Raw genomic sequence first — 17,549 nt, forward strand, 5'->3', positions numbered from 1 at the left:
GCAGGACGGTCTTCGCCAATTCCAGCAACATCCGGCTCACAAAGGCAGGCGCACACTGGCGCCCTGTCTTTCGGAGCACCGCGATGACCGTCGAAATCGTCAACCCCGCCACTGGCCTGGTGACCTACCGCCATGAACTGCTGAAGGCCGCCGAGGTCGAACAGCGCCTGGCTGCGGCCGCCGGGGCCTTCCCGAACTGGGCCGCGAACACCCTGCAGGCGCGCGGCGCGATCCTGCGCGGCATCGCCGCCCAGCTGCGCGCGCGCAGGGACGATATCCAGCAGGCGATGACCACCGAGATGGGCAAGCTCAAGGGCGAGGCGCTGGCCGAGGTGGAGAAGTGCGCGCAGGCCTGCGAGTACTACGCCGACCATGCCGCCGACTACCTCAAGCCGCAGCTGATCGATACCGAGGCGCAGCGCAGCTACGTGCGCTACGAGCCGATCGGCTGCGTGTTCGCGGTGATGCCGTGGAACTTCCCGATCTGGCAGGTGTTCCGCTTCCTGGCCCCGGCGTTCATGGCCGGCAACGTGGCCCTGCTCAAGCACGCCAGCAACGTGCCGCAGTGCGCCGACCTGATCCTGGCAGTGTGCCGCGACGGTGGCCTGCCCGAAGGCGTGTTCGACGTGCTGCACATCGACAACGACCAGGCCGCCGAGGTGCTGCGCGACAAGCGGGTCAAGGCGGTCACCCTGACCGGCAGCGAGCGGGCAGGGCGCTCGATCGCGGCCAATGCCGGCGACCAGCTCAAGAAGTGCGTGATGGAACTGGGCGGCAGCGACGCCTTCGTGGTGCTGGACGACGCCGACCTGGACAAGACCGTGGCCGCGGCGGTGAAGTCGCGCTTCGACAACAGCGGGCAGACCTGCATCGCGGCCAAGCGTTTCATCGTGGTCGACGCGATCGCCGATGCGTTCGTGGAGAAGTTCGTCGCTGCGGCGGCGGCGCGCGTGTACGGCGACCCGCAGGACGAGAAGACCACGCTGGCTCCGATGGCGCGTGCCGACCTGCGCGAGGAACTGCACAAGCAGGTACAGGCCAGCGTTGCGGCCGGCGCCACGGTGTTGCTCGGTGGCGAGCCAGTAGCCGGCACGCACGCGGGTTATCCCGCCACCATCCTCGACAACGTGGTGCCGGGCATGCCGGCGTATGAGGAAGAGCTGTTCGGGCCGGTGGCGGCGATCCTGCGCGTGCGCGATGACGCCGATGCATTGCGGGTGGCCAATGACACCACGTTCGGGCTTGGTGGAAGCGTGTGGAGTGGGGATGCAGTGCGCGGCGAAGGGATCGCCAAGCGCCTGGAGTGCGGCGCCGCGTTCGTCAATGCCATCGTGAAGAGCGACGTGCGGCTGCCATTTGGTGGCAGCAAGCGCTCAGGGTTCGGTCGCGAGCTGGCCGACCATGGCATCCATGAGTTCATGAACATCAAGACGGTTTACGTGGCGTAACGTCCGCGTCGGATCAACCCTTCATCGGTAGCGCCGGCCGTTGGCCGGCCCAGGCGGTCTACAACCATTTCGCGCGCTTGAACAACCAATACAACCCGACACACACCGCGCCAACCCCCACGATCATCGCCGGATATGCCCACGACTTGTCCAGCTCCGGCATGTGCGCGAAGTTCATCCCGTACCAGCTGGTGATCAGCGTAGGCGCGGCCAGCAGCGCCGCCCACGCACCCAACCGCTTCACCGTCTCGCCCTGCGCCAGTGTCACCAGCGACAGGTTCACGTTGAGCGCCGTGCCCAGCATCTCGCGCAGGGTATCGATCACATCGCTGATCCGCACCGCATGGTCGTGCACATCACGGATATAAAGCTTCACTTCGTCGGGGATCAGCTCGCCGGGGTAGCGGCGCAGCTGCGCCAGCACGTCCTGCAGCGGCGCCACTGCCATCCGCATCTTGTTCAGTTCGCGCTTGAGCTCATACAGGCGCACCACGGTGCTGCGCTGGTAGCTGTCGGCGAAGATGTCCTTTTCCAGCGAATCCAGCGTGTCGCGGAAATCGGTGGTGATCGGCAGGTAGTTGTCGACCACGAAATCCAGCACGCCATACAGGCAGTACGAGGCCCCCATGGTCAGCAGCTGCGGTTCGCGCTCGACCCGGGCCCGCACCGGCGCATACGACAACGATGCGCCATGGCGCACCGTGACCAGGAAGCGGGGGCCGAGGAAGGCATGGGTTTCGCCATACTCGATGCGGTCGTGCACCCGCTGCGCGGTGGTGACCACCACGAACAGCGTATTGCCGTAGGCCTCCACCTTCGGGCGCTGGTGCGCGTTGCGCGCATCGTCGATGGCCAGGTCGTGCAGGCAGAATTCCTCCTGCAGCTTGAGCAGCACCGAATCGCCCGGGTCGTACAGGCCGACCCAGACGAATCCGTTGTTGCTGGCGATCACATCGCTGATGTCATCCAGTGCGATGTCGTGACGCTTGCCCTGGTCGTCGTAGTGCACGCAGTTGATGACGCAGGTCGGGTTGGCAGTGCTTTCCATGGACGACATCCTGCGTCAGCGACCCGTGACAGCCAGGTCACGACGGCCCAGCACCCACGCCAGCGCCACATGAACCGGCAGCATCAGCACGATCCACTGCAGGTTGATCTGCGGCTGCAGGGTCAGCCAGTGCAGCACCAGCCCGAGCGCGGACAGCGCGGCCACCGCCCACAGCAGCACCCGGAACCACGCGCGCGGGGTGCGCCCGCGCAGCAGGGTGACCGCGCCCGGCAGCAGCAGCAGGCACAGCGGCGACAGCTGCAGCAGGTTGCGGTTGGCCCAGGCTGCATGGTGCGCGCTGAAGCCCCACAGGAACGTCAGCAGCGCGCCGGCAATGCCGCAGAACAGCCACAGCGGCAGGGCCAGCCCGCCGAGCAGGCGCGGCCGGCGACGCAGCGCGACCACCCCGGCGGCCAGCACCAGCCCGCACAGCAGCCAGGGCCACCAGCGGCGCGCGAATTCGGCCGGCTCCGGTGCGATCCGATGCGGCAGCAGTTCCTGTTCGGACTGCACCAGCGGGCGGCCTTCGCTGTTGCGCACTTCGCGCAGGGCCGCGGCCAGGCGCATCGGCACGAACGCTTCCTGCCAGCGCGACAGCGGCTGGTCGGCGAACGGGCCCAGGCCGATGTCGAAGCCCAGCCACATCCACGGCGCCGGCGAGGCCAGCCGCACCGATTCGCTGCGGTAGGTGTTGCCGCGCGAGCGTCCGGACAGCTGCGAATGCAGTCCGCCGCCGAGCGCACCGTCGATCGCATCGCGGACCATGGTGGCGCAGTTGGCGGTGTAGTAGTCGTAGCGATAGCGCGCGTTTTCAGGCTTCGCGCGCTCGGCGAGCGAAGCGGCGAGGGTGCGGGCCTGCTCGGGGCTGAGGTCCAGCCACTGCAGGTTGGCGCCGCGACCGCTCTCCTGGTAGTAGGACAGGTCCTGCTCCAGCGGTAGCGCAACCAGGTAATACATCATGTCGCCGCGGATGAAGCGGCTGATGAAATCCGGTTCGCTGGGATCGAAGTAGCCGAAGTTGTACGAAGTGGCCTCACCCGTGACCGGGTCGACCACCACGATGGCGTCATGCCCGAAGCGCTCGAAGAAGATCGAGCCGGGCTGCATGGTGACGATGCCGATCCGCGGCGGTGGCGTTTCGGCCACCGCAATCGACGACAGGCTGGCCAGGACCAGCAGGAACAACAGGCGGCACAACGGCCACCGCATCAGCAGGGGCCGCATGGCGTGGGTCAATCCTCGATGGAGATGTCGGGCGGCAGCACGGTCACGTGGAACGCCTGCACGCGGCGCGCGTCGGCACGGGCCACCCGGAACACGAAGCGGTCCAGGGTGAGCTCATCGCCGGTTTCGGGCAGGTGCCCGATCGCCTCGGTGACCAGGCCACCGATGGTGTCGTAGTCGTCGTCGGAGAACCCGGCGCCGAAGCGCTCGTTGAAGTCCTCGATCGGGGTCAGCGCGTCGACCACGTACTGGCCGTCGGCCTGGATCGCGATCTGCGCGGTGTGGTCCTCGGCCTCGTCGTGCTCGTCGTCGATCTCGCCGACGATCTGCTCCAGCACGTCCTCGATGGTGACCAGTCCGGCAACGCCGCCGTACTCGTCGACCACGATCGCCATGTGGTTGCGCGACAGGCGGAATTCCTTGAGCAGCACGTTGAGCTTCTTGGCCTCGGGGATCAGCACCGCCGGGCGCAGCAGCTCGCGCACGTTGGCCGGCCCGTTGTCGGCGACCACGCCGCGCAGCAGGTCCTTGGCCAGCAGCACGCCCAGGATGTCGTCCTTGTTGTCGCCGTGCACCGGGAAGCGCGAATGGCCGGATTCGACCACCTGCTTCATCAGTTCCAGGAAGGGGGCTTCCACCGGCAGCGAGACCATCTGCGAACGCGAGATCATCACGTCGCCTACGGTGAGCTCGGCCACCGAGATCGCACCTTCCATCATCCGCAGGGTGTCGGCGGCAATCAGGCCGTCGTCGTGCGCGGTGTGCAGGACCGCCACCAGCTCGTCGCGGGTGTGGGGTTCGCCGGAGAAGGCAGAGGTCAGGCGTTCCAGCCAGCTGCGCTTCTTTTCATTTTGCTCCGAGAGGGAGCTACTACTGTCGTCTTCAGACATCTCTGCAAAAAAGGCACCCGGCGAGCCGGGCGTTGGGGCCAATATAGCAGGATGCGGGCCGCTGTCAGCGCTGGTCCACCGGGGTGTTCACGGACGGGGGCAGGGTGCCGGCAGGGGCGGCCGGGGTGTCAGTAGGGGCGGGCGCCTCCTCGTCCTCGGCCGGCAGGTCCAGGCTGTAGGTGCAGCCGGCCAGGGTCTTGCCGGGGTGGGACTTAACCGTGGACAGGCTCAGGATGATCGACTCGATCATCGGCTCGCCGGTGCGCGGGTCGGTCACATCGCGGCTCACCACCTCGCGGCCGGCCATGAACTTGTCCGGGTTGTCGACCCCGTCTTCCAGCTTCAAGGCCTTGGCCAGCGGGCGCGGGTCGGCCACGTCCAGGATCGCCATGATGCTGGCGCCGGACACGGTAACCAGCTCGGTGCGCTGGTCGAACACCGTGAGCGGCGTGGCCAGGCGGAACTCGCTCATGAACTGGTTGGTCTGCGGCAGCGGTGCCATGCCGTTGGCCACCGCCTTGAGCGGGTCGGCCACTACACCGGCCACGGCGTCATAGTCGGCCACGCGCTGGCGGCACTCGATGAGGGCGGCGAGGTCCAGGCGTGGCGTTGAGGTGGCGGAGGCCTCGGGGGCGGGCGCCTGCGGAGCTGCCTTTACCGGGGAGGAGGCCAGTACGGCGGCCAGGATCATCGGGCCCAGGCAGGCGGTGCGCAGCAGCGTCATGGTCTCAGCGCTCGCCGGCATAGGGGTCGGCGATGCCGAGGTCGGCCAGGATCTCGCGTTCCAGCTGCTCCATCGCCTCGGCTTCCTTGTCGTCCTCATGGTCCCAGCCGAGCAGGTGCAGCGCACCGTGTACGGTCAGGTGCGCGTAGTGCGCGTTTAGCGCCTTGCCCTGTTCGACCGCCTCGGTGGCCACCACCGGGGCGCAGATCACCAGGTCGCCCAGCAGCGGGAACTTGACCCCCTTGGGCAGGCCTTCGGGCAGTTCGGCCGGGAAGCTCAACACGTTGGTGGCGTAATCCTTGCCCCGGTAATGCCGGTTCAGCGACTGGCCTTCCTTCGCGTCCACCACCCGGATCGCCAGGTCGGCTTCGCGGATGCGGCCCTTCAGCGCGGCGGCCACCCACTTGCGGAAGCTCACCGCCGACGGCAGCCCGGCCCGGGGCAGGGCATAGCTGACGGCAACATCGAGGCGGACGGGGCCCTTGGTCATGGCAGATTCCGGTGTTTCACGACAGAAGACGCCCATTATTACGCGCACGCGCCCACCCGCGGTAGAGCCACGCCCTGCGTGGCTGCGCCGCCGGAAGCTTCACGCGTCCGGCTTGACCTGCTGCAGATCGCGCCGGTCATACGCGCCCACGATCCGCGCCACCAGCGGGTGGCGTACCACGTCGCGCGCTTCGAAGAACGTGAAGCTCACCCCGTCGACGTCGCGCAGCACCTCGACCGCGTCGCGCAGGCCGGACTTCACGTGCTTGGGCAGGTCGGTCTGGGTCAGGTCGCCGGTTACCACCGCAGTGGAGCCGAAGCCCAGCCGGGTCAGGAACATCTTCATCTGTTCCACGGTAGTGTTCTGCGCTTCGTCCAGGATCACGTACGCGTCGTTGAGGGTACGCCCGCGCATGTAGGCCAGCGGCGCGATCTCGATGACGTTCTTCTCCAGCAGCTTGACGACTTTCTCCACGCCCAGCATTTCATACAGCGCGTCGTACAGCGGGCGCAGGTAGGGGTCGACCTTCTGGCTCAGGTCGCCGGGCAGGAAGCCCAGCTTCTCGCCGGCCTCCACCGCCGGGCGCACCAGGATCAGGCGCTGCACGCGCGATTCGTTGAGCGCGTCGACCGCGCTGGCCACCGCCAGGAAGGTCTTGCCGGTGCCGGCCGGGCCGATGCCGAAGTTGATGTCATGGGTGGCGATCTGGTGCAGGTAGCGGGCCTGGTTGGCGCCACGCCCGCGCACCGTGCCGCGCTTGACCTTGATCGCCACGTCCTGCGCTTCGTAGCTGCGATCGACCAGCTGTTCGACATTGGCCTGGTTGAGCCGCAGGTGGATGGCGTGGCTGTCGAAGGGGGTGTCGGCCGCCTCCACGTACAGCGCTTCAATCAGCGCCTGCGCCTCTTCGGCGACGGCCTTGGGACCGGTCACCCGGAACACGTGGCCGCGGTTGGCGATCTCCACGCCCAGCTTCAGTTCGATCTGGCGCAGGTGTTCGTCGAACGGGCCGGCCAGGTTGGCCAGGCGTTCGTTGTCTTCAGGGGCCAGGGTGAAATCGCGGTGTGCCAGTGCGGTCATTGCGTCCGGCGGCCGCAGTCGCAACGACCGTGCCGCGTAATGAAAGGGGACAGACAGGGTAGCGCGCCCCGGGTGAGGGTCGCTACACGCCGAACGCCCCAACCGGTAGCGACACGCCACGCGTGTCCCAGGCGGTCCATCCCCAATCGACTTCTCCACACCCACTGTGCAACAGCACCTCAGCAACCTGTGGATAGCTCCCCGCGACCTTACTGCTGCAACGCTCCCAACCCCATGGTCAAAAAATGGACACAACCGCCCCGGTTTTCCACACCGCTTGTGGGCCGTTGCTGAAGAAACATGTGGATAACCCCGCACGCCCCAACAACCGCAAGGGTTACGAAAGCGTGATCATTTAGTGACCACCGTCCACGCTGCAGTGATCGACATGACCCGTCCTTCACGTGCGCATGCGCAAGGTGACGACTTCCGCCACCGCCCTGACCGCGCCCGGGATCCGCCGATGCCTGCAGTCCGCTACCTGCCCCTGCGTGGACTCCTGCTGGCGGTCGCCGGGTGCGCGCTGGCCGGCTGCAAACCCACCCCGCCCGCCGCACTCGGCACCCTTGAATGGGACCGCATCACCGTCCCCGCACCGGCCGCCGAAACCATCGTCGGCATCGGCGTGCGCGAAGGCCAGCAGGTGGCAGCCGGCGCCGCGCTGCTGCAGCTGGAGCCGATCCGAACCGCCGCGCAGCTGCAGGCACTGGAGGCGCAGGCCAGCCAGGCCGGGCAGGCGCTCCGGGAACTGCGCGATGGCCCCCGCCGCGAAGACATCGACCAGGCCCGCGCCACGCTCGCCTCCGCCCGCGCCGAGGCGGTGGACGCCTCGGCGTACTACCGGCGCCTGCAGCCGCTGGGCCGCCAGCAGCTGATCGCCGCGTCCGACGTGGACCGTGCCCGCGCCGCGGCCGGCAGCGCGGAGGGCGCAGTGCGTGCGGCCGAGCAGGCGCTGCTGGCGTTGGAGCACGGCACCCGTATCGAGCAGGTCGCGCAGGGCGAAGCCGCGTTGCAGGCCGCGCAGGCGCAGGCGGCCGCGCAGGCGGTGACCCTGCGCAAGCTCGACCTGGTGGCGCCGCGCGCCGGCCGGGTCGACGCGCTGCCCTACAAGCTGGGCGACCAGGCGCCGGTCGGCGCGCCGCTGGTGGTCCTGCTGGTCGGAGAACGCCCGTATGCACGGGTCTACCTGCCCGAACCATTGCGGCTGAAGGTCCGGGTCGGGCAAGCCGCGCAGGTGCACCTGCAGGGCCGCGACGGCGCACTGCCGGGTCGCGTGCGCAGCATCCGCAGCGATCCGACCTTTACGCCTTATTACGCGCTCAGTGGCGAAGACGTCGCGCGGCTGAGCTGGCTGGCCGAGATCGAACTGGACCCCGCCGACGACAAGGCAGCGCTGGCCGACCTGCCGGCCGGCGCGCCGGTACGGGTCGAATTTTGAACGCCGCGCCGCTGGCGATCCGGGCGCGTGGGCTGACCAAGCGCTTCGGCGCCCTCGCCGCGGTGGACCATGTCGACCTCAGCGTGCCGCGCGCCAACGTCTACGGATTCCTCGGCCCGAACGGCTCGGGCAAGTCGACCACCATCCGCATGCTGTGCGGCCTGCTCACGCCGACCGAAGGCGAGATCGAAGTGCTGGGCCTGCGCATTCCCGAACAGGCCGAAGCGCTGCGCCGTCGCATCGGCTACATGACCCAGCGCTTCTCGCTGTTCGAAGACCTCACCGTGCGCGAGAACCTGGAGTTCCTGGCGGCGGTGCAGGACATCCCGCGCGCCAAGGCCGCGCAGCGGATCGACACGCTGCTGCAGCAATACCGGTTCGAAGACCGCCAGAAGCAGCTGGCCAGTACCATGAGCGGCGGCCAGAAGCAGCGGCTGGCCCTGGCCGGGGCGGTCATCCACGAGCCGGAGCTGCTGTTTCTGGACGAACCGACCAGCGCGGTCGACCCGGAGTCGCGGCGCGATTTCTGGGAAAAACTCTTCGACCTGGCCGACGCCGGCACCACGCTGCTGGTCTCCACGCATTACATGGACGAAGCCGAACGCTGCCATCGGCTGGCCATCCTCGACCGTGGCGTGCTGGTCGCCGACGGCAGCCCGGCCGAACTGACCGCGGCACTGCAGGGGCGCACCCTGGAAGTGCATGCCGCGCAGCCGCGGCAGGCGCAGCGTGCACTGGCCGGCCTGCCGGGCGTGCTCAGCGTGGCCCAGATCGGCAACACCCTGCGCGTGCTGCTCGACAGCGGCGATGACGCGCAGCCGCGCCTGCAGCAGGCGCTGCGCGAAGACGGGCAGGGCGCGGAGGTGGTGCGCAGCGAGCCGAACCTGGAAGACGTGTTCGTGTCGGCCACGCGCGGCCGAGAAGCACAGGCCGACGCCGGGGCCGCGCGATGAACCTGCGCCGGCTGTGGGCGATCGTGCTCAAGGAGCTGCGACAGATGCGCCGCGACCGCATCACCCTGGCCATGATCGTCGGCATTCCGGTGATGCAGCTGGTGCTGTTCGGGTACGCGATCAACCTCAACCTGCGCAACCTGGATACCGGCATTGCCGACCAGGCCGGCACCTCGGCCTCGCGCGCGCTGCTGATGGACATGGTCGCCACCGGCGTGATCACGCCGACCCTGCACGTGGACACGCCCGAACAGCTGATGACCGCGCTGCGGCGCGGGCAGGTCAGCCTGGGCATCGTGATTCCGCCGGATTTCGAACGCCGTCGTTTCGACGGCCGCGAAGCGGTGCAGGTGCTGGTGGACGGCAGCGACACCGTGGTGCAGAGCGCGGCGGTGCAGCTGGCGCAGGTGCCGCTGGACACCCAGCCGCTGCGCAATGACCGGCCGCTGCGTGCCGGGGCGTCCGGGTCTGCGGGGCAGATCAGCGTGGTGGCGTTCTACAACCCGGAGCGGCGTTCGGCGGTCAATATCGTGCCGGGGCTGATCGGGATCATCCTGACCATGACCATGGTGATGTTCACCGCGGTGGCGATCGTGCGCGAGCGCGAGCGCGGCAACATGGAACTGCTGATCGCCACGCCGCTGAGCAGCAGCGAGCTGATGGTGGGCAAGGTGCTGCCGTACGCGGCGATCGGGCTGATCCAGACCACGCTGGTGCTGCTGCTGGGCATGTGGCTGTTCCAGGTGCCGGTGCGCGGCAGCGTGCTCGACGTCTACCTGGCGGCGGTGCTGTTGATCGCGGCCAACCTGTCGCTCGGCCTGCTGATCTCGACCAAGGCGCAGTCGCAGTTCCAGGCCATGCAGATGACGATGTTCGTGTTCCTGCCGTCGATCCTGCTGTCCGGCTTCATGTTCCCGTTCGCCGGCATGCCGCGCATCGTGCAGTGGGTGGCGGAGATCCTGCCGCTCACCCATTTCCTGCGCCTGGTGCGCGGCATCATGCTGCGCGGCGCGCGCTGGTGGGAGCTGTGGCCGGAAGTGCTGGCGCTGCTGGCCTTCATCGTGGTGATGATGACGCTGGCGATTCTGCGGTTCCGCAAGCGATTGGATTGATCAGGCACCGCAGCCACGCAGGGCGTGGCTCTACCGGTTTCGGCCGATGGTAGAGCCACGCCCTGCGTGGCTGCACCGTCCGATCACGCGACCACCAACCGCCCGCGCAATGAATTGCTGTACGCCTCGGTGATCTCCACGTCCACCAATTGCCCGACCAGACGCGCCTGGCCCGGGAAATTCACCGAGCGCATGTTCTCGGTCTTGCCGGTCAGCTCGTCCGCGTTGCGGCGCGACGGGCCCTCCACCAGCACCGTCTGCACCGTGCCGACCATCGCCTGCGAAATGGCCGCGGCCTGCTCGTTGATGCGCGCCTGCAGGCGCGACAGGCGTGCATGCTTCTCGGCGTCGGTGATCGTGTCTTCCAGGTCTGCCGCCGGGGTGCCGGGGCGACGCGAATAGATGAAGGAGAAGCTCTGGTCGAAGCCCACGTCTTCGATCAGCTTCATGGTCTTCTCGAAATCCGCCTCGGTTTCACCGGGGAAGCCGACGATGAAGTCCGAACTGATCGAAATCTCCGGGCGCACTGCACGCAGCTTGCGGATCTTGGCCTTGAACTCCAGCGCGGTGTAGCCGCGCTTCATCGCCGACAGCACGCGGTCGCTGCCAGCCTGCACCGGCAGGTGCAGGAAGTTGGCCAGCTGCGGCACGTCGCGGTAAGCGTCCACCAGCGAGTCGCTGAACTCCAGCGGGTGCGAGGTGGTGAAGCGGATCCGGTCCACCCCGTCGATTTCGGCGATGGTGCGGATCAGCAGCCCCAGGTCGGCGAATTCGCCGTCGCCATACGGGCCACGATAGGCATTGACGTTCTGGCCGAGCAGGTTGATCTCGCGCACGCCCTGCGCCGCCAATTGCGCCACTTCCACCACCACGTCCTCGAACGGGCGGCTGACTTCGGTGCCGCGGGTATAGGGCACCACGCAGAACGAGCAGTACTTGGAGCAGCCTTCCATGATCGAGACGAAGGCCGAGCCGCCCTCGGCGCGCGGTTCGGGCAGGCGGTCGAACTTCTCGATCTCCGGGAAGCTGATGTCGACCTGCGATTTCCCCGATTCGCGGCGCTGGCGGATCAGCTCCGGCAGGCGGTGCAGGGTCTGCGGGCCGAACACCAGGTCCACGTGCGGGGCGCGTTTGATGATCGCCTCGCCTTCCTGCGAGGCCACGCAGCCACCGACCCCGATGATCACGCCACGACCGTTGTTCTTCAGTGCCTTCCAGTAGCCGAGCTGGCTGAACACCTTCTCCTGCGCCTTCTCGCGGATCGAGCAGGTGTTCATCAGCAGCACGTCGGCCTCGGCCGGGTCGTCGGTCAGCTCCAGGCCTTCTTCGGCGGCGAGCACGTCGGCCATCTTGGTCGAGTCGTACTCGTTCATCTGGCAACCGTGGGTCTTGATGTACAGCTTGCCGCGCACCGGGCCGGCCACCTGCGGGCGGGCGCCGGGCAGGGGCAGCAGGTCGGGGCGGGGCGAATCGGTGGCAGGCACGGCGGTGCCGGCCGAGGTCGGCAGGGTCGAAGCTGGCGTCCCGTTCATGGCGCTTATTCCAGTCGGGTGGGCGGGCGCGCGGCCCTGGGCAGGGCGGCGGAATGGGCGGGCATTGTACCGGCTCCGGGGCCAGCCCCCCGGCGCGGAACGTGACGCGGTATGTGAATGTCGCGTCAAACCCTTGGCAAGGGCCCGCGAAACGGAGACACTCCGCGCCATGAAGGGGATTCTGGGGATCGCTGCGCTGGCCTTGGCTGCGCTGACCGCTATGCCGGCCAGTGCGGGCACCCTGTACAAGTGCGTGGGTGCCGACGGCGTCCCCAATTACGTCAGCAAGCGGGTCTCCGGCGCCAGCTGCAGCGTGGTCAGCAGTTACCGGCCGGACCGCAGCGCCCCGCGCCGCTACGTTCCGCCACCGGCCCCCGCGCCCGCCGCCCCGGTGGCCGTCGCAGCGGTCGACGGCGGCAAGGCGACCAGCGCCATCACGCCCGCTTCGGCCCCGGCCCAGCCCGCCACCGTGCTCACCGCGGCCTCGGCCCCGGCCCCGGCGGCCGCACCGTCCGGTGGCAAGGCGCCGCGCGTGGTCAACGGGCAGGTCTATTCCTACATGCAGGACGGGGTGCGCCACTACACCAGCCAGCGGCCGGCGCAGCTGGCCAGCCTTGGCCAGGTCCGCACCATCCGCTACAGCTACATCGAGCGCTGCTATGCCTGCGGCGCCAACCCGGGCGTCAACTTTGGCTCGGTCCGCCTCAACACCACCGCCTTCCAGTCCGAGATCTCCGCCGCCGCGCGCGAGTTCGGGGTGGAAGAAGCGATCGTGCGCGCCATCATCCATGCCGAATCGGCCTACAACCCGACCGCGCTCAGCCGTGCCGGCGCGCAGGGCCTGATGCAGCTGATGCCGCCCACCGCGCGTCGTTTCGGCGTCACCGATTCGTACGATGCCGCGCAGAACATCCGCGGCGGCGTGCAGTACCTGTCGTGGCTGCTCAAGCGCTTCAACGGCAACCTGACCCTGGCCGCCGCCGGTTACAACGCCGGCGAAGGCGCGGTCGACCGCCATGGTGGCGTACCGCCGTACAGCGAAACCCAGTACTACGTGAAGCGCGTGGCCCAGTTGGCCGAGCGCTATCGCGGTGCCACCAGCACGGCGCAATGATGTCCGGATCCCGTCGATCATCGGACTGAATGCGTTGTGCGCAGGACTTTGCTTCCGCTATAGTCGTTCCTGATTCATTGTGGACTGGCCCCCACCGGTCTGCTGGCAGCCTCAAGCTACCTAAATCAATATCGGAGTGCCGGATGGCCAACGATGGGGTAAACGATCCAGTAAACACTGGACGTCGACGATTTCTTTCAGCAACCACTGCAGTGGTGGGAGCGGTCGGCGTCGGTTTTGCAGCAGTTCCGTTCATCAAGTCCTGGAATCCCAGTGCCCGCGCCAAGCTGGCCGGTGCGCCCGTGACTGCCGACATCAGCGCGCTGCAGGAAGGCCAGCGACTGGTCATGGAGTGGCGAGGCCAGCCGATCTGGATCGTCAAACGCTCCAAGGCCATCCTCGAGGCGTTGCCCGGGCTGGATGGTCGCCTGAGGGACCCCGAGTCCAAGGTGGCTGACCAGCAGCCGGCCTACGTGCTCAAGCAGAACCCCGAATTCCGTTCGATCAAGGCCGAGGTCTCGGTCCTGGTCGGGCTGTGCACGCACCTGGGCTGCTCGCCGGAAATGATCGCCGAGATCCGCCCCGAGCCGTTCGACCCCGAGTGGAAGGGCGGCTACTTCTGCCCCTGCCACAAGTCGCGCTTCGACATGTCCGGCCGCGTCTTCCAGGGCGTCCCGGCGCCGATCAACCTGCTGGTGCCGCCGCACCATTACCAGGACGACAGCACCATCATCATCGGCGTTGATCCGCAGGGGGCAGCGTAAGCATGGCCAACATCCTTTCCCGTACCGCCACCGGCGTCTTCGACTGGGTCAACGCCCGTGCGCCCGGCCTGATGCCGGTGTACCGCAAGCATGTCAGCGAGTACTACGCGCCCAAGAACTTCAATCTCTGGTACTACTTCGGTTCGTTGGCGCTGCTGATCCTGGTCAACCAGATCGTGACCGGCATCTTCCTCACCATGCATTACAAGACCAGCGCGGCGGAAGCCTTCGCGTCGGTCGAGTACATCATGCGCGACGTGGAGTGGGGCTGGCTGATCCGCTACATGCACTCCACCGGGGCCTCGCTGTTCTTCATCGTGGTCTACCTGCACATGTTCCGCGGCCTGATGTACGGCAGCTACCAGAAGCCGCGCGAGCTGGTCTGGATCCTGGGCATGCTGATCTACCTGGTGCTGATGGCCGAAGCCTTCATGGGCTACGTGCTGCCGTGGGGGCAGATGTCGTTCTGGGGCGCGAAGGTCATCATCTCGCTCTTCGGCGCGATCCCGGTGATCGGCAACGGACTCACCGAATGGATCATGGGCGACTACCTGCCCAGCGACGCCACGCTCAACCGCTTCTTCGCACTGCACGTGATCGCACTGCCGCTGGTGCTGCTGCTGCTGGTCGTGCTGCACCTGGGCGCGCTGCACGAAGTGGGCTCCAACAACCCGGACGGCGTGGAGATCAAGAAGGGCCCGAAGGGCAACCGCTGGTCGCCGACCGCGCCTACCGACGGCATCCCGTTCCATCCGTATTACACCCTCAAGGACGGCGTGGGCGCCGGGTTCCTGCTGGTACTGGCGGCCTTCATCATCTTCTTCGCGCCCGGCTTTGGCGGGCTGTTCCTGGAGCACGACAACTTCACCGAGGCCAACCGCCTGGTCACCCCCGAGCACATCAAGCCGGTCTGGTACTACACGCCGTACTACGCGATGTTGCGCGTGGTGCCCAACAAGCTGGGCGGCGTGATCGTGATGTTCTCGGCCATCGCCATTTTGTTCCTGGTGCCGTGGCTGGACCGCGCACGGGTCAAGTCGTACCGCTACCGCGGGGTGCTGTCCAAGGCACTGCTGGGCGTGTTCGCGGTGTGCTTCATCTGGCTGGGCGTGATCGGCTCGGGCCCCGGCACCGACGCGCATGAAACCTATGTCGGACGCGTGCTGACCTTCCTCTACTTCGCCTTCTTCATCACCATGCCGATATGGACCAAGCTGGACAGGACCAAGCCGGTACCGGACCGGGTGACCATGCATGACTGACCACTGGATTGTCCGGCTGGCCTGCGCGGCCGCCCTGATGCTGGCGAGTACCGTGGCCGGTGCCGCCGAAGGCGGCAAGACCCTGCAGGCCGGCAACGACCTGGGCGACCGCGCGTCGCTGCAGCGCGGCGCGCAGCTGTACATGAACTACTGCTCCGGCTGCCACGCGCTCAAGTACCTGCGTTACTCGCGCATGGCCGCCGACCTGGGGCTGAGCGAAGAAGAGGTCATGAACAACCTCAACTTCACCGGCGTGCCGATCGGCGAACCGGTGCCGGTGACCATGCCGCACGCCCAGGCCGAGAAGTGGTTCGGCAAGATGCCGCCGGATCTCAGCCTGATCTCGCGGGTGCGCGGCAGCGACTGGATCTACACCTACCTCAAGTCGTTCTACCTGGACCCGACCCGGCCGCTGGGCTGGAACAATGCCTTGTTCCCCAATGCCTCCATGCCCAACCCGCTGTGGGAAATGCAGGGCCTGCAGCATGCGGTGAAAGGCAAGCCGGAAGCACCGGGCGCCGATGCGCCGGTGACCGGACTGACTCTGGCCCAGCCCGGCAGCCTCGACCCGGGGCAGTATGACCAGGCGGTGCGTGACATCACCAATTTCCTGGAGTACGCCGGCGAGCCGGCCGCGCTGAAGCGGCAGCAGCTGGGCGTGTGGGTGGTGCTGTTCCTGGCATTGCTGACCTTCCTGATCTACCTGTTGAAGAAGGAATACTGGAAGGACGTGCACTGAGGTCCTGTGATTGGCGGCGTCGATCGATGTGCCTGCATCGATCGGCCTACGTCTATCGGCCTATTGGCTTTTGTGATGGGCAGTTGCACACTCGGGACCTGTGACGACTGTCGGCAATGGGCCGGCGGCGCCGATGCAGTCGACGGATATCGGCTGCTGGAGAGCCTTTGATGGCGGCGAGCGTACGCATGCGGAATACCCTGACGCTGTTTTCCTCGAACGACGACGTGCTGTGCCATCGCGTGCGCCTGGTGCTGGCTGCCAAGGGCGTTACCTATGATTTCGTCCCGGTCGACCCGCAGAACCCGCCCGAGGACCTGATCGACCTCAACCCGTACCACTCGGTGCCGACCCTGGTCGAGCGCGAGCTGGTGCTGTACGCGGCCTCGGTGGTCAGCGAGTACCTCGACGAACGCTATCCGCACCCGCCGCTGATGCCGGTAGACCCGCTGTCGCGTGCGCGCATCCGCCTGGCGATGCTGCGCATCGAACACGACTGGGTGCCGCAGGTGCAGGCGATCCAGCTGGGCAACAAGACCCAGGCCGAAGCCGGTCGCAAGCGCCTGAAGGAACTGCTGACCAGTGCGGTGCCGCTGTTCAAGGCCAGCAAGTTCTTCCTCAACCCGGAAATGAGCCTGGCCGATTGCGCCATGGCGCCGATCATCTGGCGCCTGCAGTCGCTGGACGTGCCGTTGCCGAAGGACGGCAAGTCGATCGAAGACTACGGCAACCGCATCTTCCGCCATCCCGGCTTCATCCGCAGCCTCACCGACCAGGAAAAGAAGCTGCGCGAGCTGCCGGCCTGAGAACCGTTTCGCTGCGCGGACGCGTACACTTGCGGCATGACTGAAGACACTTTCCGCATGACCAGCCACCGCCCGTACCTGTTGCGGGCCCTGGTGGAATGGATCAACGACAACGACCTGACCCCGCACATCCTGGTCGACGCCGGCATGCCCGGCGTGCAGGTGCCGCCGAGCGCGGTGAAGGATGGTCGGGTGGTGCTCAACATCGCCGAACGCGCTGTGGTGCGCCTGCATATCGACAACGACAGCGTGAGCTTCTCGGCGCGCTTTTCCGGCACCAGCTACCCGGTGCAGGTGCCGATCTCGGCCGTGCTGGCGGTCTACGCCCGCGAGACCGGGCAGGGCATGGCGCTGCCGGACGACATTCCCGGCCACGAGCCGAGCCCGGACGATACGCTCCCGCCGGACGACACCCCGACCCCGGACGACACCCCGCCCAAGCCCAGCGGCCGTCCGCACCTGCGGGTAGTGAAATAAAAAATCGCCGCCCCATGGGCGGCGATTTCGTTTCCCTATACGTCTTCGGCGCCGCTGGTATCCACGCTGCGGCGGATCTCGCTGATGCGCGCCGCCGACGGCCCCACGAACGCCACCAGCTGGTCGCCACGCAGCACCATGCGGCCGGTGTGGCGGTCGATGCCGTCGTGCGAGTACTCGAAGCGGTAGGTGCGCTCCCAGCCCAGCCAGCCGTTCTCCTTGCGGCACACGCGGATGCTGCTGGCATGCACGGCCTGGTCCAGCCACTGCACGTCGGCGGCGCGGCAGGCATTGCGGCCCAGTTCGATCGCGCGCTCGGCGGCGGCGCGCGACGAATTCCAGAACGCGTAGGCGAAGGCACCGCCAATCATCAACAGGATCAAGCTGGGCATCGGCGGCTCGGCACGGCATCGGGGTCAGGAACCTCCAAGATGGCGACGAACCGGTC

Annotated in this window: 18 protein-coding genes; 10 read left to right on the forward strand and 8 right to left on the reverse strand. The window is 67.4% G+C overall.

What is annotated here, in order from left to right; translation table 11 throughout:
- The first annotated feature begins 83 nt into the window (after nt 1-83).
- Nucleotides 84-1,448, forward strand: a complete 1,365-nt coding sequence (locus tag HGB51_RS13925; protein WP_070206922.1) for an NAD-dependent succinate-semialdehyde dehydrogenase — start codon at nt 84-86, stop codon at nt 1,446-1,448.
- Nucleotides 1,449-1,506: 58 nt separating this feature from the next.
- Here the strand turns inward: HGB51_RS13925 and HGB51_RS13930 are convergent, their stop codons facing one another.
- The 6 genes from HGB51_RS13930 to HGB51_RS13955 form a co-directional block, all read right to left on the reverse strand.
- Nucleotides 1,507-2,496, reverse strand: coding sequence for a magnesium and cobalt transport protein CorA (locus HGB51_RS13930; protein ID WP_425505386.1), 990 nt, complete (start codon nt 2,494-2,496; stop codon nt 1,507-1,509).
- Between the two features lie 15 nt (nt 2,497-2,511).
- Complete coding sequence (locus tag HGB51_RS13935; RefSeq protein ID WP_070206957.1) at nt 2,512-3,705, reverse strand: lipoprotein N-acyltransferase Lnb domain-containing protein; 1,194 nt, start codon at nt 3,703-3,705, stop codon at nt 2,512-2,514.
- A gap of 23 nt (nt 3,706-3,728) precedes the next feature.
- Nucleotides 3,729-4,610 (reverse strand): CorC family transporter, encoded by an 882-nt coding sequence (locus HGB51_RS13940; protein WP_070206924.1) that lies wholly within the window; start codon nt 4,608-4,610, stop codon nt 3,729-3,731.
- Between the two features lie 64 nt (nt 4,611-4,674).
- The gene (locus HGB51_RS13945) at nt 4,675-5,301 is read right to left on the reverse strand and encodes a hypothetical protein (RefSeq protein ID WP_084738863.1); all 627 of its coding nucleotides are present in this window, start codon (nt 5,299-5,301) and stop codon (nt 4,675-4,677) included.
- 37 nt (nt 5,302-5,338) lie between these two features.
- Nucleotides 5,339-5,824 carry an rRNA maturation RNase YbeY gene (gene ybeY / locus HGB51_RS13950; RefSeq protein WP_070206925.1) on the reverse strand — a complete coding sequence of 162 codons (486 nt, stop codon included), beginning with the start codon at nt 5,822-5,824 and terminating at the stop codon, nt 5,339-5,341.
- 99 nt (nt 5,825-5,923) lie between these two features.
- Nucleotides 5,924-6,904, reverse strand: a complete 981-nt coding sequence (locus HGB51_RS13955; RefSeq protein WP_070206926.1) for a PhoH family protein — start codon at nt 6,902-6,904, stop codon at nt 5,924-5,926.
- A gap of 463 nt (nt 6,905-7,367) precedes the next feature.
- On the opposite strand from HGB51_RS13955, the gene HGB51_RS13960 reads away from it, so the two are divergent.
- From HGB51_RS13960 to HGB51_RS13970, 3 genes are read left to right on the forward strand one after another with little or no spacing between them, the layout of a single operon-like run.
- Nucleotides 7,368-8,342, forward strand: a complete 975-nt coding sequence (locus HGB51_RS13960) for an HlyD family secretion protein (RefSeq protein ID WP_070206927.1) — start codon at nt 7,368-7,370, stop codon at nt 8,340-8,342.
- Between the two features lie 17 nt (nt 8,343-8,359).
- Nucleotides 8,360-9,295 (forward strand): ABC transporter ATP-binding protein, encoded by a 936-nt coding sequence (locus tag HGB51_RS13965; RefSeq protein ID WP_070206959.1) that lies wholly within the window; start codon nt 8,360-8,362, stop codon nt 9,293-9,295.
- Nucleotides 9,292-10,407 (forward strand): ABC transporter permease, encoded by a 1,116-nt coding sequence (locus HGB51_RS13970; protein WP_070206928.1) that lies wholly within the window; start codon nt 9,292-9,294, stop codon nt 10,405-10,407. The genes HGB51_RS13965 and HGB51_RS13970 overlap by 4 nt, the downstream gene beginning before the upstream one ends.
- A gap of 83 nt (nt 10,408-10,490) precedes the next feature.
- Here the strand turns inward: HGB51_RS13970 and miaB are convergent, their stop codons facing one another.
- A complete protein-coding gene (miaB, locus tag HGB51_RS13975; protein ID WP_070206929.1) occupies nt 10,491-11,939 on the reverse strand; it encodes a tRNA (N6-isopentenyl adenosine(37)-C2)-methylthiotransferase MiaB in 1,449 nt (482 codons plus the stop codon).
- 169 nt (nt 11,940-12,108) lie between these two features.
- Here miaB and HGB51_RS13980 point away from each other — a divergent pair, with 169 nt between their 5' ends.
- The 6 genes from HGB51_RS13980 (at nt 12,109) to HGB51_RS14005 (ending at nt 17,101) form a co-directional block, all read left to right on the forward strand.
- On the forward strand, nt 12,109-13,053 hold the full coding sequence (locus tag HGB51_RS13980) for a lytic transglycosylase domain-containing protein (RefSeq protein ID WP_070206930.1): 945 nt from the start codon (nt 12,109-12,111) through the stop codon (nt 13,051-13,053).
- 143 nt (nt 13,054-13,196) lie between these two features.
- Entirely contained in the window at nt 13,197-13,817 is a 621-nt protein-coding gene (petA, locus tag HGB51_RS13985; protein WP_070206931.1) for a ubiquinol-cytochrome c reductase iron-sulfur subunit, read from the forward strand.
- Between the two features lie 2 nt (nt 13,818-13,819).
- Nucleotides 13,820-15,079, forward strand: coding sequence for a cytochrome b (locus HGB51_RS13990; RefSeq protein WP_070206932.1), 1,260 nt, complete (start codon nt 13,820-13,822; stop codon nt 15,077-15,079).
- A gap of 37 nt (nt 15,080-15,116) precedes the next feature.
- Nucleotides 15,117-15,818 carry a cytochrome c1 gene (locus tag HGB51_RS13995; RefSeq protein WP_246233641.1) on the forward strand — a complete coding sequence of 234 codons (702 nt, stop codon included), beginning with the start codon at nt 15,117-15,119 and terminating at the stop codon, nt 15,816-15,818.
- 170 nt (nt 15,819-15,988) lie between these two features.
- Entirely contained in the window at nt 15,989-16,624 is a 636-nt protein-coding gene (locus HGB51_RS14000) for a glutathione S-transferase N-terminal domain-containing protein (RefSeq protein ID WP_070206934.1), read from the forward strand.
- A gap of 36 nt (nt 16,625-16,660) precedes the next feature.
- On the forward strand, nt 16,661-17,101 hold the full coding sequence (locus HGB51_RS14005; protein ID WP_070206935.1) for a ClpXP protease specificity-enhancing factor: 441 nt from the start codon (nt 16,661-16,663) through the stop codon (nt 17,099-17,101).
- A 35-nt stretch (nt 17,102-17,136) separates the two neighbouring features.
- On the opposite strand, the gene HGB51_RS14010 is transcribed toward HGB51_RS14005, so the two are convergent.
- Nucleotides 17,137-17,493 (reverse strand): DUF3301 domain-containing protein, encoded by a 357-nt coding sequence (locus tag HGB51_RS14010; protein WP_070206936.1) that lies wholly within the window; start codon nt 17,491-17,493, stop codon nt 17,137-17,139.
- Nucleotides 17,494-17,549 lie beyond the last annotated feature (56 nt).

The sequence above is a fragment of the Stenotrophomonas bentonitica genome, from assembly GCF_013185915.1.
GTDB classification, from domain to species: Bacteria; Pseudomonadota; Gammaproteobacteria; order Xanthomonadales; family Xanthomonadaceae; genus Stenotrophomonas; species Stenotrophomonas bentonitica.

Bases quoted from the DNA above. Each gene is read 5' to 3' on its own strand.
- HGB51_RS13925 (WP_070206922.1), top strand. From the start codon at position 84: ATGACCGTCGAAATCGTCAACCCCGCCACTGGCCTGGTGACCTACCGC.
- HGB51_RS13930 (WP_425505386.1), bottom strand. From the start codon at position 2,496: ATGGAAAGCACTGCCAACCCGACCTGCGTCATCAACTGCGTGCACTAC.
- HGB51_RS13935 (WP_070206957.1), bottom strand. From the start codon at position 3,705: ATGCGGTGGCCGTTGTGCCGCCTGTTGTTCCTGCTGGTCCTGGCCAGC.
- HGB51_RS13940 (WP_070206924.1), bottom strand. From the start codon at position 4,610: ATGTCTGAAGACGACAGTAGTAGCTCCCTCTCGGAGCAAAATGAAAAG.
- HGB51_RS13945 (WP_084738863.1), bottom strand. From the start codon at position 5,301: ATGATCCTGGCCGCCGTACTGGCCTCCTCCCCGGTAAAGGCAGCTCCG.
- ybeY (WP_070206925.1), bottom strand. From the start codon at position 5,824: ATGACCAAGGGCCCCGTCCGCCTCGATGTTGCCGTCAGCTATGCCCTG.
- HGB51_RS13955 (WP_070206926.1), bottom strand. From the start codon at position 6,904: ATGACCGCACTGGCACACCGCGATTTCACCCTGGCCCCTGAAGACAAC.
- HGB51_RS13960 (WP_070206927.1), top strand. From the start codon at position 7,368: ATGCCTGCAGTCCGCTACCTGCCCCTGCGTGGACTCCTGCTGGCGGTC.
- HGB51_RS13970 (WP_070206928.1), top strand. From the start codon at position 9,292: ATGAACCTGCGCCGGCTGTGGGCGATCGTGCTCAAGGAGCTGCGACAG.
- miaB (WP_070206929.1), bottom strand. From the start codon at position 11,939: ATGAACGGGACGCCAGCTTCGACCCTGCCGACCTCGGCCGGCACCGCC.
- HGB51_RS13980 (WP_070206930.1), top strand. From the start codon at position 12,109: ATGAAGGGGATTCTGGGGATCGCTGCGCTGGCCTTGGCTGCGCTGACC.
- petA (WP_070206931.1), top strand. From the start codon at position 13,197: ATGGCCAACGATGGGGTAAACGATCCAGTAAACACTGGACGTCGACGA.
- HGB51_RS13990 (WP_070206932.1), top strand. From the start codon at position 13,820: ATGGCCAACATCCTTTCCCGTACCGCCACCGGCGTCTTCGACTGGGTC.
- HGB51_RS13995 (WP_246233641.1), top strand. From the start codon at position 15,117: ATGCTGGCGAGTACCGTGGCCGGTGCCGCCGAAGGCGGCAAGACCCTG.
- HGB51_RS14000 (WP_070206934.1), top strand. From the start codon at position 15,989: ATGGCGGCGAGCGTACGCATGCGGAATACCCTGACGCTGTTTTCCTCG.
- HGB51_RS14005 (WP_070206935.1), top strand. From the start codon at position 16,661: ATGACTGAAGACACTTTCCGCATGACCAGCCACCGCCCGTACCTGTTG.
- HGB51_RS14010 (WP_070206936.1), bottom strand. From the start codon at position 17,493: ATGCCCAGCTTGATCCTGTTGATGATTGGCGGTGCCTTCGCCTACGCG.